Origin of the sequence: Shewanella sp. SW32 (genome assembly GCF_025653365.1) — a bacterium.
GTDB classification, from domain to species: Bacteria; Pseudomonadota; Gammaproteobacteria; order Enterobacterales; family Shewanellaceae; genus Shewanella; species Shewanella oncorhynchi.
The window spans coordinates 1-16,405 of sequence record NZ_JAKKSJ010000018.1 but is presented as its reverse complement, the minus strand read 5'-3'; the positions used below and the strand labels follow the sequence as shown (position 1 = coordinate 16,405).

19 protein-coding genes, 2 tRNA genes and 1 pseudogene are annotated in these 16,405 nt (G+C 43.7%); 6 read left to right on the top strand and 16 right to left on the bottom strand.

All coding sequences use genetic code 11. The features are described from left to right. The first annotated feature begins 87 nt into the window (after positions 1 to 87). Positions 88 to 163 (top strand) — tRNA-Phe (locus tag L5M28_RS12215). A 44-nt stretch (positions 164 to 207) separates the two neighbouring features. Further along, positions 208 to 283: transfer RNA gene (locus L5M28_RS12210), tRNA-Thr, on the top strand. Positions 284 to 719: 436 nt separating this feature from the next. Here L5M28_RS12210 and L5M28_RS12205 read toward each other — a convergent pair. Then, on the bottom strand, positions 720 to 905 hold the full coding sequence (locus tag L5M28_RS12205) for a hypothetical protein (RefSeq protein ID WP_105251863.1): 186 nt from the start codon (positions 903 to 905) through the stop codon (positions 720 to 722). Positions 906 to 1,058: 153 nt separating this feature from the next. Here L5M28_RS12205 and L5M28_RS12200 point away from each other — a divergent pair, with 153 nt between their 5' ends. Further along, positions 1,059 to 1,403, top strand: coding sequence for a DUF3634 family protein (locus L5M28_RS12200; RefSeq protein ID WP_105251862.1), 345 nt, complete (start codon positions 1,059 to 1,061; stop codon positions 1,401 to 1,403). Between the two features lie 83 nt (positions 1,404 to 1,486). Here the strand turns inward: L5M28_RS12200 and L5M28_RS12195 are convergent, their stop codons facing one another. The 12 genes from L5M28_RS12195 to L5M28_RS12140 form a co-directional block, all read right to left on the bottom strand. After that, positions 1,487 to 1,714, bottom strand: coding sequence for a hypothetical protein (locus L5M28_RS12195; protein WP_113939410.1), 228 nt, complete (start codon positions 1,712 to 1,714; stop codon positions 1,487 to 1,489). Positions 1,715 to 1,984: 270 nt separating this feature from the next. Continuing rightward, complete coding sequence (locus L5M28_RS12190) at positions 1,985 to 2,530, bottom strand: DUF3833 domain-containing protein (RefSeq protein ID WP_105251860.1); 546 nt, start codon at positions 2,528 to 2,530, stop codon at positions 1,985 to 1,987. Continuing rightward, positions 2,518 to 3,132: a chalcone isomerase family protein gene (locus L5M28_RS12185; protein ID WP_173497576.1), complete on the bottom strand. Its 615-nt coding sequence runs from the start codon at positions 3,130 to 3,132 to the stop codon at positions 2,518 to 2,520. The genes L5M28_RS12190 and L5M28_RS12185 overlap by 13 nt, the downstream gene beginning before the upstream one ends. A gap of 94 nt (positions 3,133 to 3,226) precedes the next feature. Then, a complete protein-coding gene (locus L5M28_RS12180; RefSeq protein ID WP_263203435.1) occupies positions 3,227 to 3,808 on the bottom strand; it encodes a DUF2878 domain-containing protein in 582 nt (193 codons plus the stop codon). 91 nt (positions 3,809 to 3,899) lie between these two features. After that, positions 3,900 to 5,174, bottom strand: a complete 1,275-nt coding sequence (locus L5M28_RS12175) for an SAM-dependent methyltransferase (protein WP_173497574.1) — start codon at positions 5,172 to 5,174, stop codon at positions 3,900 to 3,902. Between the two features lies 1 nt (position 5,175). Beyond that, positions 5,176 to 6,000, bottom strand: coding sequence for a DUF1365 domain-containing protein (locus L5M28_RS12170; RefSeq protein ID WP_173497573.1), 825 nt, complete (start codon positions 5,998 to 6,000; stop codon positions 5,176 to 5,178). Beyond that, positions 5,997 to 7,247 carry an NAD(P)/FAD-dependent oxidoreductase gene (locus L5M28_RS12165; RefSeq protein WP_173497572.1) on the bottom strand — a complete coding sequence of 417 codons (1,251 nt, stop codon included), beginning with the start codon at positions 7,245 to 7,247 and terminating at the stop codon, positions 5,997 to 5,999. Before L5M28_RS12165 ends, L5M28_RS12170 begins: the two co-directional genes overlap by 4 nt. Beyond that, positions 7,244 to 8,044 carry an SDR family NAD(P)-dependent oxidoreductase gene (locus L5M28_RS12160; RefSeq protein WP_173497571.1) on the bottom strand — a complete coding sequence of 267 codons (801 nt, stop codon included), beginning with the start codon at positions 8,042 to 8,044 and terminating at the stop codon, positions 7,244 to 7,246. The genes L5M28_RS12165 and L5M28_RS12160 overlap by 4 nt, the downstream gene beginning before the upstream one ends. After that, entirely contained in the window at positions 8,044 to 8,490 is a 447-nt protein-coding gene (locus tag L5M28_RS12155) for a nuclear transport factor 2 family protein (RefSeq protein ID WP_173243599.1), read from the bottom strand. The genes L5M28_RS12160 and L5M28_RS12155 overlap by 1 nt, the downstream gene beginning before the upstream one ends. A gap of 23 nt (positions 8,491 to 8,513) precedes the next feature. Next, complete coding sequence (phrB, locus tag L5M28_RS12150; protein WP_263203433.1) at positions 8,514 to 10,016, bottom strand: deoxyribodipyrimidine photo-lyase; 1,503 nt, start codon at positions 10,014 to 10,016, stop codon at positions 8,514 to 8,516. Then, positions 10,003 to 11,034 (bottom strand): MerR family transcriptional regulator, encoded by a 1,032-nt coding sequence (locus tag L5M28_RS12145; protein WP_263203431.1) that lies wholly within the window; start codon positions 11,032 to 11,034, stop codon positions 10,003 to 10,005. Before L5M28_RS12145 ends, phrB begins: the two co-directional genes overlap by 14 nt. A 60-nt stretch (positions 11,035 to 11,094) precedes the next feature. After that, complete coding sequence (locus L5M28_RS12140) at positions 11,095 to 12,048, bottom strand: YbgA family protein (RefSeq protein WP_107946875.1); 954 nt, start codon at positions 12,046 to 12,048, stop codon at positions 11,095 to 11,097. A gap of 277 nt (positions 12,049 to 12,325) precedes the next feature. On the opposite strand from L5M28_RS12140, the gene L5M28_RS12135 reads away from it, so the two are divergent. Beyond that, the gene (locus L5M28_RS12135; protein WP_263203430.1) at positions 12,326 to 12,850 is read left to right on the top strand and encodes a hypothetical protein; all 525 of its coding nucleotides are present in this window, start codon (positions 12,326 to 12,328) and stop codon (positions 12,848 to 12,850) included. Positions 12,851 to 13,003: 153 nt separating this feature from the next. Here L5M28_RS12135 and L5M28_RS12130 read toward each other — a convergent pair whose 3' ends face one another. Genes L5M28_RS12130 through L5M28_RS12120 form a run of 3 tightly spaced genes read right to left on the bottom strand, consistent with a single transcriptional unit; the run spans position 13,004 to position 14,761 of the window. Next, positions 13,004 to 13,288 (bottom strand): heavy-metal-associated domain-containing protein, encoded by a 285-nt coding sequence (locus tag L5M28_RS12130; protein WP_028761311.1) that lies wholly within the window; start codon positions 13,286 to 13,288, stop codon positions 13,004 to 13,006. Beyond that, positions 13,285 to 13,602: a hypothetical protein gene (locus tag L5M28_RS12125; RefSeq protein ID WP_049821785.1), complete on the bottom strand. Its 318-nt coding sequence runs from the start codon at positions 13,600 to 13,602 to the stop codon at positions 13,285 to 13,287. The genes L5M28_RS12130 and L5M28_RS12125 overlap by 4 nt, the downstream gene beginning before the upstream one ends. A gap of 16 nt (positions 13,603 to 13,618) precedes the next feature. Then, positions 13,619 to 14,761 (bottom strand): transglutaminase-like domain-containing protein, encoded by a 1,143-nt coding sequence (locus tag L5M28_RS12120; protein ID WP_263203428.1) that lies wholly within the window; start codon positions 14,759 to 14,761, stop codon positions 13,619 to 13,621. Between the two features lie 692 nt (positions 14,762 to 15,453). Here L5M28_RS12120 and L5M28_RS12115 point away from each other — a divergent pair. After that, positions 15,454 to 16,155, top strand: a pseudogene (locus tag L5M28_RS12115) (porin); the annotation flags it as partial. Between the two features lie 80 nt (positions 16,156 to 16,235). Further along, positions 16,236 to 16,405: transposase (locus tag L5M28_RS12110; protein ID WP_263203170.1), on the top strand; the 170-nt coding region annotated here is incomplete at its 3' end.

Sequence of the window (16,405 nt, the reverse complement as noted above, 5' to 3'; positions counted from 1 at the left end):
AAGCGAGCACTATATTATACGCGCACTTCGAACGAACAAGGTCTTCACGACTTAGTTCAAAGTAGTTAACTAACGCTTAGTTTAGTTGCCCGAATAGCTCAGTCGGTAGAGCAGAGGATTGAAAATCCTCGTGTCCCTGGTTCGATTCCGGGTTCGGGCACCAATTTTAAGGTAATGAATTCGATTGGGTTTATTACTGTGCTTTACGCCGGCATAGCTCAGTTGGTAGAGCAACTGACTTGTAATCAGTAGGTCCCGAGTTCGACTCTTGGTGCCGGCACCATATAAACAATGAAGCCACTCAGTGAGTGGCTTTTTTGTATCTGAAATTTGAAGTGTTCAGTACAAAGCGCAACTGACTTACTCTCGATAATTCCAGCAGGTCCCGAGTTCGACTCTTGGTGCCGGCACCATATAAACAACGAAGCCACTCAATGAGTGGCTTTTTTGTATCTGTTTTTTGTATCTGAAATTTGAAGTGTTTCAAAGCAAAACACAACGAACTTCCCTCAATAATAACAATAGCACCCTCAATACTGGCACAATAAACGTTCAAATCGAGCGTTAAGATAATTTATTGACTTCATGCAACAGACAATCACTTAATCCTTTACCCCTATAAATGATAGTTTTATATTCGCCATATAAAAAAGCCACTCATTATTGAGTGGCTTTGCGTTCTTATACAAACTATCTAGTTCCAAATGACTCAATCGTGCTTATTTGATGAGCTCGAGTGGCATAGGCCTATCACCTGCTTGAACTTGATGTTGAACATGGCGCCACCCTTGAGTGAGCTCACTTAGATGTGCTTTTCTCTCGGGGAAATGTGTAGCAAGTTTTTCGATAACATCGATTTGCTTCTTACACAATAATGACCAACGATCTGCATTTGATAAGTACATGGCGTTTTCCTTAACTGAGGGGTTACTTTTCCTTAGCCAGTTAAGTCTAGGCTGGAATCATTTTATTGCCAATTCAAAATTGCGCGTTAGCGCACTGTTAAAACAACTAACTCGGGAGTATCTTGGTTCTATAAACATAAGATAGGAGACGTTATGACAGCCGATATTTTCAAACTCATTTTTGTCGCTATTGGTATATTTCTCGTTTACAAACTGATATTTGGTGGCAAGAAAGGTCTGACTATTTTTGAAATGCATTTTAAAGATGGCCGTATGACTCAGCATAAGGGCAAGATCCCCGAACGATTCGAACGGGAATGCCGCCAAATCGCTAAAACAGAAAAACTGACTTGTACTGTTAGGGCTGAAAAATCAGGAGATGTACGCTTACATATTTCTGCCAACGTGAGTGACAATGTAAAGCAAAGGATTCGTAATCTGTTTCCGTTTGAATATTATGACAAAAAATCGATAGATAACAGTCGTCAAGCGGGTTAGTTCTTCGCCTCTCCCCTAACAACCTTAATACTTGCTATTGATAGTTAAGTATTGAGGTTGAAGTGAGTTCCTAAGGCATTTTCTTATTTAAACTTAACTGGATACCTAGGTTTTAGAAAATCGGATTCTAACTGACCGTCTTTTCTCGCATCTCGAATACGACGTTCATTATCTTGCACCATAGGATCGCTTGCGGGTTGATGAGGATCGACTTGTTTCTCAGAATGATCCTCAAACTTAAAGTCAAAAGATGAACAAGCAGTTAACGACAGACTTAAAAATACTCCCCATAAAACAACGTGTTTTTTCATCGACTACCCCCTATCTATTTAGACTTAGACTTAGACTTAAGCTCAGATTAATTAAATTTTAACAATGGGTTGCAATAACCTTACCCCCATATATCACTTATGCCACTAGCAAAAATGCCTAACTGCAACTTTGGTTTGACTTCAACACTTTAATGCAGAAAAAAGGGGGTTATTAGCCAAGCTATACTGTTTAAGCCAATTTAAGTCTTAATCAACAGAGTTAATCCAAGACAAGCTGGGGTAAGCCAACTTAACTAAAAATTGCTGAGACTATTTTTGAATAACTAAAGTGACTTTAGCAACTGTGATGCCAAACTTAATAATATCGCTCTGATTTATAATGGTATTATCATTCACTAAGAACATCCAATCGTCGAAATGAACTTGATATTCCTCACCATCCACAGGCAATAACATATCGTATTTCCAACGTAGCGCACTGCCGCTAGATTGGCCATCGGCAGTACCGATAATGTCACCTGCAGTTCCTGAGTATCGCCCTTCCCCTAGTGCCTTGATGCGCCACACACGAGTTTGAGTTTCACCATCATCATACACAAACCATTCATTAATGACTCCCTCACTTCCCTGCCAACTGGCTTCCATAATGACATTGAATTTGCGGATTACTTTGCCACTAAAATCTTGTACGACCCCAGAGGCTTTTAATGGCCCATTAAAAAATGACTCCAAAACCAATGTCGGATGAGTATCTTTATAATCAGTCACTTCCACCGATGAACAACTCGACAACAGCCCTATCATTATTAAACCTAAAAATAACTTTCGGCCGACAAGCCGTTTCAACAATCGCATGGTTTTTCTCCGAGTAATTGCGCCCGCAAATCAGGACGACTAGTAGCTTTCGATAACCAAATCGCTAAAAATGCCTCAGCAAAATTAGCATCATGGATAATGTCGAGTGGTTGATGATTAAAGAAAAACTGACTCGTTTGTCCATCTATCACCTTAAAACTTAAATGGTCGCCCTGCTTCACATCGGGCCAAGTCGCATTTAATGAACCCAACCAACGTTGGATATCATTTTCGGCAAACGCTAGATGCTTCCATTGATCTTTTGTCGCTTCGAGCAAATCCTCTGACTCAATATCTCGATAATATTCAATATCTAACAGCAGAGGATATTGCCCCTGTTGATAACGGCCATTTACCGTCATCAGTCTCGCCTTATACAAACTAAACCACAGCCAATCCATTTCCCCGCGGCCCACTTCCTGAAAAGTCTGCGTCACATCGGCGGCATCATTCAGTTCGATAGTAATATTTTCAAAATCAGGCGTTTTCGCCTCTAACGCTTTTAAAGGTGCGGCCAATAAACTAAGGGCCAATAGACTTAAGCAGCTTGAGTTCAAAAATGAAAAACCAAGATTTGGGCTACGATTACGAACTGACGACATGGGATCCCCCTTTTACTGCATAATGTCTTACAACTGGTACTTAACTAAAAACAGCATAATGACTTAACCGCGATCAATTCCTACAACTCAATAATTAACGCCCAAACACAGTAAAAAAACGCGCTTTAGTGCTTCGATTAAATCCATAGGGATTAGCAAGTTGGGTTAAAAATGGCAACAAGACTAGCCAAACCAAAAATAACACCACAGCAGAAATGACATTGCCATAGGGCAAACTCACGGCATTAAATTGTGCGCCAGCCAAATAGCTTAACCCGCCAAAAATGCCCCCGAGTAACGCCTGAAATATCAGCGGTAAAGGTCGCATAAAGGCCAAGCTATGATTCAGGGTCAAAGCAAAATGCAGCCACAGGCAACCAAGCCACCAAGGGAAAAGAGCAAACTCAAACACCCCTAAAACAGAGAGTACGGTATCGACGCCTATTCCTAAGGCTGCAACCTTTAGCATCAATAGCAAATCCACTTTGCGATACTCGGGCTTACCTAAGGAAGCTAGCAGGATAAAGTGAAATAATAACAAAGGGATAGTTAACAACAGTGAGGTGTTAAGCCAAAGTACACTAGACCACCACACAGCCTGAAAACTCAAGGCGTTATAGAGAATAAAGCCCTGATGTTTAAAAGGAACCCGAGAGTTAGCTAACATGGACTTCATCTTTGCCTCACTTTTATCTTGCTGCAAACAAAGCGGCTCATTCCAACGAAAATGGTTATTTCCACTAAAGTGACTGCTTAATCAAAACAGATTACATCGCATTAGGGCTATGGCTTGGGGGATGATGGCTAGCAATGCGATAGTCCGGACGCACAGCCACTAAATGCACAGTGCTTGTGGTACGTTCTAAAAATCCACCTTCACAATAACTTAGGTAAAATTTCCACATCCGAATAAAATCATCGCCATAACCTAAAGCTTGGATTTCGCCTATCGCATGATCAAAATTCTCATGCCAATGTTTTAAGGTTTTAGCGTAATCGAGCCCCATATCATTGAGCGACCAGACCACCATGTCCGTCTGTTTAGCAATGTGACCGACCATTTGGCTCACTGAGGGTAAGCAGCCACCGGGGAAAATATAACGCTGAATAAAATCCACACTTTTGCGATAACTGTCGTAACGTTGATCGGCAATCGTTATCGCCTGTAGCAGCATGCGCCCATTGGGTTTTAACAATGTTTCCAACTTTTTAAAGAAGCCTGGTAAATACTCATGCCCTACCGCTTCAATCATCTCGATAGAAACAACCCTGTCGTATTCTCCAGTGAGATTGCGATAGTCCTCTGTCAACAGCGTCACTTTATCGCTTAGCCCTTCGCGTTCGACACGGGCTTTGGTATAGGCATATTGCGCATCTGAAATCGTTGTTGTTGTCACGTGCACGCCATAATGCTTAGCCGCATAAATAGCCAGCGCGCCCCAGCCTGTACCAATCTCAAGCAAGGTTTGACCTGGCTGTAAATCGAGTCGTTCACAAATAGTCATCAGCTTAAACAACTGCGCTTCCTGCAAACTGGCTTCCTCATGTGGATAAAGCGCGCTGGAATACAACATTTCACGGTCGAGGAATTGCTCATACATAGCATTACCCAAATCATAGTGGGCGAGAATATTCCGCTTTGAGCCCTCTTGAGAATTGCGATTCAGCACATGCTTCACACGGTTTATCGTGCCAGTTAACCAAGAGAATTTGGCTTCAATCTTATCGAGTAAGGCTAAATTACGGGCAAACAGTTGTACGACTTTGGTGAGATCAGGGCTCGTCCAATGGCCTTGAATATAACCTTCACCCGCACCAATGGAGCCTGAAAGCATTATTTGACGATAAAAACTCGGGTGTTTAACCACAAGCGTAGCGTGCAAGTCGGTATGACTCTCACCAAAACGATAACTCTTGTCGCCCTCAACCAAGGTCAAGCAGCCATGTGGGAGACTTTCCAGCGCCTTAAGCAAGACTTTACGCGCAATACTGTCGGGCAGTTTCCCTGTGGTGACTGAGGTTTGCGAAGCCGTATTTTCCATGTTATTTCTCCATCTGAGCTGGATGCGGCACAAAGGGCACACGTTTAAAAAAGAGTTTTAGCGCTTGCCAATAAATCCCGAAGAAGATCTTGAGAGTCATAAAAGGGAAGCGAAACAAAAGCGTCCGTAAATTGGCCGCCGTGATCGGTTGGCGTTTCATCACTAAATTGGCATTAAACAGTTTTTTGCCATTCTCTTGCATCGACTTGTTTTCAATACCAATGTTTAAGTCTTCACTCGGCGCAGACACATGCCAGAGATAACGCATATCGAGAGTCATAAAGGGAGACACGTGAAACACTTTGTCAGAAGGTTTGGGCGCGGCTAAATCGACTAAATAGCAATGGCGCTGATCCCAAGGCGTGTTACTCACCTCGGCCAACATGTATAAAGGCGTTTGATCTTGATAACAAAAGTAGAAATTTACTGGGCTAAAATACACGCCAAAATGACGGATCTGACCCACAAACAAAACTCGATCGCACAGTTTATCTGCGCCTAACGCTGCCACTTGAGTCAATACGCGACTCTTGAGTGCAGCTGCGCTCGGATCGACAACAGCCACTTCACCGCTGTCATTGGATGTAGTCGTAAAAGAAGTTAAATAGTCTTTAGGATTGAATCTCAGTAAAGCGTGGCGCTGGCTGGCAAAAACTCGCCCCATGGCACTGATCTTATCGACTTCATCTAAATCAATCGCCAACAGCGCCATGGCATAACTAAAACTATGTTTAATCGGCGTAAAACGGCTGTGGGATACAGTGCCGTAATAAATACCGCTATTGAGCTCTGTCATATTTAGACCTGTCACATTTAAACCTGTCATAGGCTGACACCAAAATGGGCACACACATCAAGTGCACTGCGAACGCCATCTTCATGGAAACCATTGTGCCAATAGGCGCCAGCAAAATGGGTATGATTTTGCCCGGATATTTCCTCACGGCGGCCCTGAGCCTTAAGACTGGCTTCGTTAAACACTGGGTGGGCATAATTGAAGCGGCGTATCACTTTCGCCTCATCAATCAACTCTGACTGATTCAAGGTGACACAAAAGGTCGGCGCATTGGCTGGCAACTGTTGCAGTATGTTCATGTTATAAGTCACTGACGCTGGACGTTTTAGGTTACCATCTAACCTATAATTCCAACTCGCCCAAGCGGCTTTTCGCTTCGGTAAAATACGTGTATCCATGTGCAGCACCACATCGTTATTCTGGTAGCTGAGGTCGCCTAAAATGGCGCGTTCTGTTGGCGTAGGATCGTTTAACATCCGCAGTGCTTGGTCACTATGACAGGCTAAAATCACCTCATCAAATTCCAACCATTCACCGTGAACTTGTAACTTCACCCCATTGCCATGGCGCTCAATACCTGTCACGGGTGAGTTAAGGCGGATATTGTCTTTAAAGGGCGCAATAAGATCAGGAATATAGCTACGCGAGCCCCCCTTTAGCACATACCACTGGGGTCTATCACTGACATTTAATAAACCATGGTGCTGGAAGAAACGAATAAAAAACTTCAACGAAAACGCGCGCATATCTTCTATGCTCGAAGACCAAATCGCTGCGCCCATGGGCAAAATGTAATGCTCAGCGAAAAATGGTGAGAAGTGTTCATTGTCTAAATAATCACCTAAGTTACCTTCGGGATAAATATCCTGTTGATAGAGTGCCTTACAGCCTTTATTGAAGCGCAAAATTTCTTTTAAAAAGGCCCAAAAGCGTGGATTCAGGAGGTTACGCTTTTGGGCAAACAAACTACCTAAATTGTGGCCGTTGTATTCAAGCCCAGTCAGCGCATTGTGCACGCTAAAACTCATCTCAGTCGGTAATATGGTGACATTAAGGCGAGCCAATAAACGTTCAAATCGTGGATATGTTCTGTCATTAAACACGATGAAACCTGTGTCTATAGCGTAGGTTTGCCCTTGATGCTCCACATCGACTGTCGCCGTGTGGCCGCCGATATAGTCATTGGCCTCAAACACTGTAACCCTGTGCGACTCACTTAATAGATGGCCACAGGTTAATCCAGAAATGCCGGTGCCGATGATGGCGATATTTTTCATAAACTATTGTCCTTTAGCGGCTTGGCTTGAGTATCGTTTGCAATCATTTTTTGCCACACAAAGGCAGGTAAAAACGACATCAACTTCAATAGATAAGTAAAGCGTCGCGGAAAATGGATCTCGCGCTTGCCACCTTTCAGCCCATTACGTATCGCCTTAGAAGCGGTTTGTACACTCACTTGCATTGGCATAGAAAAATCATTTTTTGCGGTCAGTGGTGTCGCCACAAAACCAGGGCAAATCAAGCTCACGCCTATGTCGTTCTTGGCAAGATCGAGCGCAAGACTCGAGGCTAAATACTGCACGCCGGCTTTAGAGGCGCCGTAAGCTTCAGCGCGAGGGAAAGGTAAATAAATAGCGCTGGAACTCATTAAGCCAATACGTGAACCCCTTGGCATTAAAGGTAAAAATGCCCCGAGGCAATATCCCATTGCAATTAGATTGGTATGGATAACGCGCTCGAACAACACATCATCGAAAGCCTTAGCATCATCAATATATTCACAACTGCCCGCATTCAAAATGACCAAATCGAGCTGAGAATCTGTTTTCGCCAATAGCTCAGCTACATTTTGGCCAGCTTGTTGAACTTGGTCGCGCTGGGATATATCGAAGATAAACAACGTAGCACCGACTAGTTCATTCAAGGCTAACGACTCTAACCTTTCTTGCGATCGGCCACAGGCAATGACATGCCAACCTAAGGCTAAATAATCCTGAGCCAGTCGCAGCCCAATGCCTGAGCTTGCACCCGTAATCAGCACGGTATTTATTTTCAATGGCTTAACAGCGCTCATTATTTTGCCGCCCTATCTTTGAGCAAACGGATAAGCCCGCCCATGCAAGGCAAATGCTCGTACAACATTTGCCCTAAGTCGAAGTAATCCCTGTGAAAATAAATCTTGTCGTCGAACTTAAGTTGACTCATGCCGTCAACACGGATAAGTTCGCCTTTATTCAACTTAGGGTGGCAATATTGCATCTGCCAAAACAGCGCGGCTTGGTTCGCATCCTGCTGCACTTCTTTGATCTCAAACTGAATATGCTTAACATTCTTATATAACTTCGCGAAGTACTGAGTTAACGACGCTAGCCCTGTGATTTGATGCATAGGATCGGTAAAACTAATACTGTCGTCGTAAACCCGACCTAACAGATGCAAGTTATCTTTATTCAAAGCTTGATAAAGCTGAATAAAATCATCAACAAGCGTATTAGTCTCAGTCGTCGCTTGGTTTATCATCTTGTTATTGCTCCTGATCCTATTTATTGGGCCGTGGCCTTTTTCAATACGCCTAATACGGTTAATGCCCTTGCTCTTGCTGCACTGTGCTCGACAATCGCACTTGGATAAGCCGTTTTAGTGTTGAATAACGGCGGTTCAAACAAGGACGGTGTCTGCGCTGTACTGGGTTGATGTAATTGCTTAATTCCCCAAGATGCGAGCTCTGGTAAATACTTACGGATAAAGCTGCCATCTGGATCAAACTTTTCACTCTGGCTTATAGGATTAAAAATACGGAAATAAGGCTGAGCATCGCAGCCACAACCCGCAGACCACTGCCAGCCGCCATTATTCGCGGCTAAGTCACCATCAATCAGTTTTTGGCGGAAATAGCGCTCGCCCCAGCGCCAGTCAATCAGCAGATGTTTAGTCAGGAAACTCGCCACCACCATACGCAGCCGATTGTGCATCCAACCCGTTTGATTGAGTTGGCGCATAGCCGCATCCACAATCGGATAGCCAGTACGACCTTCACACCAAGCAGCAAACTCCTGCGGGTTATTGCGCCACTGCACATGGTCGGCTTGACGATTGAAATTGTGATTCTTAGATAAATCGGGAAATGCCACCAGCAAATGACGGTAAAACTCACGCCAAGTAAGCTCATTTAACCAAGTACGAGCAGGGCTAGTGTCGTCAACAATCACCTCAGGGAAGTGATGCAACAGCGCGGCAACGCATTGTCTTGGGCTCACCACACCAATGGCCAGATAGGGTGAAATTGAGCTAGTACCATCAATGGCGGGGAAATCCCTATCTTGCTTATAATCCTGCACTTTTTGCAGAATAAATGCCGAGAGCAAACGCTTCGCCTGCCCTTCTCCCGCAGCCCAAAGTTCACTCGACACTTTAGTGACATTGTTAAACAAAAGCGGCTTTGGCTCGGCCAGCACAGGTCCAAGTGGCGCCGGAACTGGAAGCGGCAAAATGGCATGGCGGGCGGCAATTTCTCGCCACTTACGGCTAAAAGGAGTGAAAACCTTGTACATGTCGCCGGATAAATTCAGCACAGTGCCCGGCTTAAGCAAACAGTGTTCTTCGGTTAACACTAGAGGAATACCCGATTGAATACAGGCTTGGTCGCGCTGTTGCTCGTTAATCTCAGGCTCACTGCCAGCAAACACACGGCCAATACCCTGTTGCTGGCAGTAATGAGTGATAAACGCTGGCACATCAGCAAAGGTATCTAACTGAATTAACTCGAATCCAATACCAAGACTCGCCAGTCCTTGGGCAAGTAAATTGATATGACGTTCGATAAAATCCAACTGAATTGGCGCAACGTCATGGCGCTGCCACTGGGTTGGCGTAGCAATATAAATGGCCTTAAGTGCCACGCCATTCTCCCGCGCCCAATCGCAAGCAGCGGTTAATGCCTGATTATCGGCCAGGCGTAAATCTTGGCGAAACCACATCAGTGCATTATTGCCCTGCACTTTTATTGGAATTGAATCTATTTGCATTGAATCGTTAGCTAATGTCATTGTTTTTCTCGCTATTTATCTGCTCGCTTTGATTCACGGTATTCATCTTTCCACTGTGCTTACGACTTCTATTCACCTTCCCCGCCAAACGAGATGGCATTTTCCCAATCAAGTCCGTCGTCGAAGACGCCAAAAAAGCAGATAAAAAGCTTAACGTTGGCGCAAAAGGCCCCATAAACCAGCATGGGAAAGTCATTTGTTCCAATACAGTCAGCATTTCAGTCTGTTCAGAACCCGAATGATTTGAGTCGGGAATAAGCAAAAGTGCATCGACGTTAAGCCTGCCTCGCAGCAAAGGTAAACAGCCCATGGCTTGCTCGCCAAGATCAATAACCGATACCCGCAGCGACGCTAACTCGAGCGATAGAAGTAGAGAAAACAAAATGTTAGTGCGGGTGGAATTAAGCGAGGTATGTGCTCCACGGGATAGACTCACCACAGCGATTCTCGCCGTCACGGCCTGTCCATTAAAGGCATGACGTCCACCCACTCGGTTAAGTAACTCGCTCTTTAACCAAGCAATAATTAACTCGGCATCAAGCCGCTCATTCACTAAGTCCTCGAGTTGATTAAGCCAAGGTTGTAGCAACTTTTCTTTCACCAATTGGAAAGGATATAAGCCAAATGCATCATCTAAAATCTGCTGTAATTTGTGCTGATTGAAGTCGAATAATGCCGTATTAAGCGCAGTGACTTGCTCGCACCATAAATCAATGGCTTGAGTTTGAACTATTTCTGTAAATGAAGATTTAGCAGCACTCATCAGCAAAGGTTTAACCTTACTAATCGCAACACCTTTAGCCAGCCATGCATTAATCTCATGGATTTCTTGGATATTTTCGCTCGTATATAATCTGTGTCCCTTGGGTGTACGTGCAGGGATCACTAAGCCAAAACGGCGCTGCCATGCCCTTAAGGTCACGGCATTCACGCCCGTTAAGGCGGACACTTCACCGATGGGGAGTAATATCTCACCATTGGGTTCTGTGTGGGCCGTGTTCTCTATAGTTTGTTTCATATTTCAGTAATAACTCACTAAATCAAAAGCTAAAATCAACTGAATGCGATTAGATAAACGTTAATAGGCATAGCGCAGCTTTAACGCCTCAGGATGAGGGTTTAAGTACACTTGCTCTTCAATATAAGGTGTTGGAAATTCGCGTAAATAATGGTTAATGAGCGTGATAGGTACTAATAACGGCAATAGACCTTGGCGATATTTCATAATCGCTTCAGACAGTTCTGTCTTTTGCTCTTTGCTCAAATGCTTTTTAAAGTACCCCTGAATATGCTGCAGCGTACTGGTATGATTTTTACGGGTCGCATTAATTTTCAGCGCCGTCATAAAACCTTCAAAGTAGCGGGTCGCGCTTTGCTCAAGATCCTCAATATTGGCCACTATCGGCCCAAGCTCGCGATACCATGTCGGGCTGTGTGCCATTAACAGGTATTTATAGCGGGAATGAAACTTCACTAACTTATGCTTAGTCAGCCCTTCATGTTTCATCAGGTGCCAATCGTGATAGGCATAAACGCGGGTGAAAAAGTTCTCCCGCAGCACCATGTCATGCAAGCGGCCTTCTTCTTCCACGGGCAATAGTGGATATCGTTCCATCAACTTGCGAGCAAATACACCAATGCCAGACTTAGAACCATTGTTAGTGCCAATTTTATACTCTGTTACCCGCTCCATGCCGCAGGTTGGCGACTTAGCGCAAAGTAAGTATCCGCCGAGGAAATCGAGCTCTTCAACCTTGTTTTCGCTGTATTCATTGAGCTTATCGGTCACATCTAAGCTACCGTCACCACTCTGAACTAAGATGGTTTCCCCATCACGGACTAGTCGGATACTTTTCCGGGGTGCACCTAAGCCAATCGCCATTTCAGGACAAATGGGCACATAATCGAAAAATTGCTTAATCTCTTGATTACAATAGGTCGAATTTTTATGTCCGCCATCAAAACGAACCTTCTCCCCCAATAGACAAGCGCTGATCCCAATCTGAATTCGCTGCGGGTTAAACTTGTACATAAGTCGACTCCTTGTATCACTATGCCTTTAATTACGGACCATAGTTGTACAAGGATCAAGTTTTTGTATAAATATTTTTTTAAAAGTATCGTTTAACAGTGACTCCTGATAAATCAACCACAAATAAACCTAACTTGGCCTATAACTTGCTAATTCAAATTGCAAAGTTGTCATCAAATAATATTGAAACGTCCAGCAACACCCATTAGTTAACCGCTCAACATTTTAAACCGCAGGTGACCAAGGGACAGATTCATATATATATAAGGAGTCGAATATGAGCACAATTAACCCTAATAGTTATACCAATACCTTTGCGAAAAGTTATGCCAATGTGCCACTCAAGCAAGTCGAGCCGAGCACAAATGGCCTAGGAACTCGTGCAAATTCAATGACGTCGGCGAATCTAACGTCATCAATAAGCCAAGATACTGTAACGCTCTCCTCTGCAGCATCGGTAACGACTGCCGATACCTATAGCCATCTGGCCCCTAACGCTAAACAAGGCTACACGGGTAATGTGCAAGCCATTGCAGGCACGCCTGAACCAGACAAAAGCATCAACAGGTTGGACAAAGCCATGCAGGCTATTTTAGATAACCGTACAGGAGTCGATAGGGATAAAATTAATAAGATAGATGAAGAAATGGCGAAGGTTGCCGCCGATGAAAATCTATCTGAAGAACAAAAAGCCAAGCAACTAGAATTACTGCAAGCGCAAAAATTGGATCTGATTAAGGAATCATCGGAGAAAAATGAAGAGCGGCAACGTCGTATCGAGCCCGAGGTGTATTACAGCTAACGAAGAAATGACCCGCAAAGGAAAAAATAGGCAGTGAAGGAAGTAACAGGTGGGATACAGAGTGTATTTTCTCGGTGAAATATCAGTCTAATCATTTAAAACTAGACTGATATTTTATAATGTCGCTCAATCCGTTACTAAAGACACCAACGCTTAGGATTGTTTTTCTACCTTATTAATACTGCCCTTATACCCAGTTTCGTCGACGGCCTTAAGCAAACTATCTAGATTAAAATCCTCTGGCACTGTCACTAAGGCTTGCTCTGTTTTTAACGAAGCTTTGGCCTTAATCACCCCATCGGTTTTACGCAGCGCTTTATTCACGACAGTGACACACAGCGGACAAGTCATGCCCTTAACATCTAAGGTGACCAGCACATTTGCCGCCCAGCTCGACGCTGAACACAGACTTAAGGCGAGAAATAACACTAACTTCATTCAAGCACCTCTAATAACCAAGGTAATACAAAAGGATATGACTGAAATGCCAGCACAACAGGTACAGTTAACCAGTACAGCCACAGCATCTGAGTACGACTCAACGTCGCTGTACACAGTGGCTTTTTAGCAAAATAGAGCCGCCAAAATCCCATCAGAATCAGCCCAGTCGACAGTATCAACATGGGCACTTGCAGCCAGCTCAGTTGCTCAATCCCCGACAGACTTGCGGCCGACACCCCGAACACCAAATAAATAAGCGGTGCAATACAGCATAGGCTTGAAGCAACCGCAGCAACCACTGCGGCGGCCATAGTCGCTAAGAGGCCCTTAGCGTTGTTCGGTTGACTGATAGTCATAGGCAAACACTTTAGGCTCATAATAGTTCACGGGATCGCCATCAACTTCGGCATAAGGGTAGCCAAAGTTATTCAGGGGTGTCTGTTCGGCTGTAGGGTATAAATCAAAGTCGCGGCCATAGTTAAAGCCAACCCAGTTCATTTCCCAATTACCAAAGAGGTAATCATTCACGGCCTGAACTGCGGGATCGCTGTGTTCTTTTTTCTCCGTCAAACGCATTTTTGTCACATCAGCAGGATCGGCCGGCAACCAACCATAACCCGCTAAATAGAACATAGCGCGACAATGTTGACCACCACTGACATCGGCAACCCCTTTGTCATCAGCACTACCAAAGGCCTTTTTAGAATATTCGCCCATCTTGATAGCCTGACCTAAGCGAATCCCAAACATCTCACGGGCAGGGATCCCCACTGCGCGCATTAGCGCCACAAATACTGAGTTAATATCGGTACACTTACCGCCTAACTTACCACTTTCGAGGATACTTGCTACATCACCCGTACCACAGCCAATCACGCTATTATCGCGAAACATATTAGCGCTAACCCAAAGATAAATCAGTCGTGCTTGCTTCAGTGGTTCAGTCTCGCTGCCAACGATCTTATCTGCTGTTTGCTTCACAATACCATTAAGCGGCATGTGTTTAGTCGGCAGCAAATAACGTTCAACATCTGCAGGATAATGTATCTGCTCTGGGGTGCGGTAATGGGTTAAGGCGCCGCTTTTAACGGGTTCCCAATCTATCGTTTCAATATCAAGCTCAACCGTTATTGTCATGTTCGCTTTGGCATCGGGCCAAGTCGCAAACAGGGTTTTGGCGCCATAACTGTTGTTTGAGCTGATATAGGCGTCTTTAAAACTGCCCGTAAAATTCAACTTACTTACCCGTTGGAATTGCGTGTCTTCAGGTAAAGGGATCCACAACTTAACCACACCCTCAGACCCTTCTGGGGCAACAAGATGGTAAGTGTTGGTTAAGGTAAAACGGCGGCGTCCATCGCTTGAGCTATGTTCAACGACACTCGATTTAGAGGAAGATGCCAGTACTGGCGTGATAAAACCCGCAGTCGACAAAATAGCCGCACTTTTTAAAAAATTGCGTCTTTGCATTATGACATTCCTTTTATTGGATCATGTTTAGGAAGAAGAGAAACTCAACATAAGAGAGCAAGATTATAGGTGCTATAGCACTGTGCAGCAATCAAGCCGCTAACCATACAGTATAAAACCACTACATCGGAAAAAAAGACTCAGTAAAATATGCTCCAGCGCTGGCATACACATGAAAATGGAATAAATATCGACGTTGACTTAACAAGCATAATCAATGATAGATTTAGAGCATTTTTATGTAAAAAAAAACAATTTTAGTTTAATAAAAAAGTATCCATTGCGTTATTTTTATAATCTAAAGGCTAAATAACAACCATATTTAGCTTTAGCTAATGTTGTTAATAAAGATAATTATCTCACCACTTTTCACTCAAGCTTTGAGTCTCTCATTTAGCAAAATCAGTAATATTCTTTGGCAAATTTTCGAAACAGTTTTCAGGGAGATCACAGTCTCACCTGAACAGTTTAATGGTATGGCTGAGTAATCATTCCAAATTTAGAATATTGAACTTACAGTTTTGACTTAAGTTAGCTCGAATTACCTAACGCTTTTTACTCATAAAATATCAAACTTATCTTTCAAAATGGGAGTCAGACCACTATGTTGCAAAAATGTTTAATAAAAGTTTGCGTATGTTTGTACCTGTTCTAGGCTTAAAAACGAATATACTCACTTAAAGGGCTTTTTTATGAAACATAAGCTTTCATTAGGTCTTTGCTCACTTTTGCTCAGCTCCACCGCTTATGCAGAAGTCAACATTTCAGGTTTTGCTTCAGTTGTTGCTGGTCAAGTTCTCGAAGGTTCGGGCGTTGCAGAGTTTGATTTAGGCCCCACCTTTCTCGCCGACTATCCACTCGTTGGCGCCTATGATGAAGATATTAGTTTCAAACCCGATACCTTATTTGGTATTCAATTCTCAGCGGATTTGCTCGAAGGTTTATCTGCCACTGCACAGGTTGTTTCTCGGGGGGCTGATGACTTTTCGGCAAGTTTTGAATGGGCTTATCTGTCCTATGAGATCAATGATCATTGGACAGTACAAGGAGGTAAAAAACGCTTACCGCTCTACTATTACAGTGACTTTTTTGATGTTGGATATGCTTATCCTTGGATACGTCCACCCGCAGATAACTACACATGGCAAATATTTAACTACACAGGTGTCAGCGCCTTATATAACTATTTAATTGGCGACTGGACTATGTCTGGACAAGTTTATTACGGTAGCGAAGATAGCGAACCTAATAAGCTTTTATCTGATTTTTTCTTCCTCGAAAATACCCGAGAAGTATGGAAGGATATAGGCGGTATTGTTGTTCAATTCAACAAAGATTGGTTAGATATTCGCCTCACGCATATGCAATATACTAACGAACGTTATATTGGTGGTGGCTTTGTTTCCTAAATCGGTTGAACTAAAGCCGTAGCCGCTGATCTGATCGGCATCGCCTATCAACTTACCCATCAACCGTGTCAAAACCTCGCTATAAAACAACCAACTGGAAGCAATACAACCAAGCCTTAATCAACCGCGGTTCACTTACCTTCTGGATTGATGAGGATGCAATTGCTAAGTGGAAAGCCAAGGTCAAGCAGCCAAAGAAAGGTCGCCCTCAAGTGTTTAGCGACTTAGCCATTTT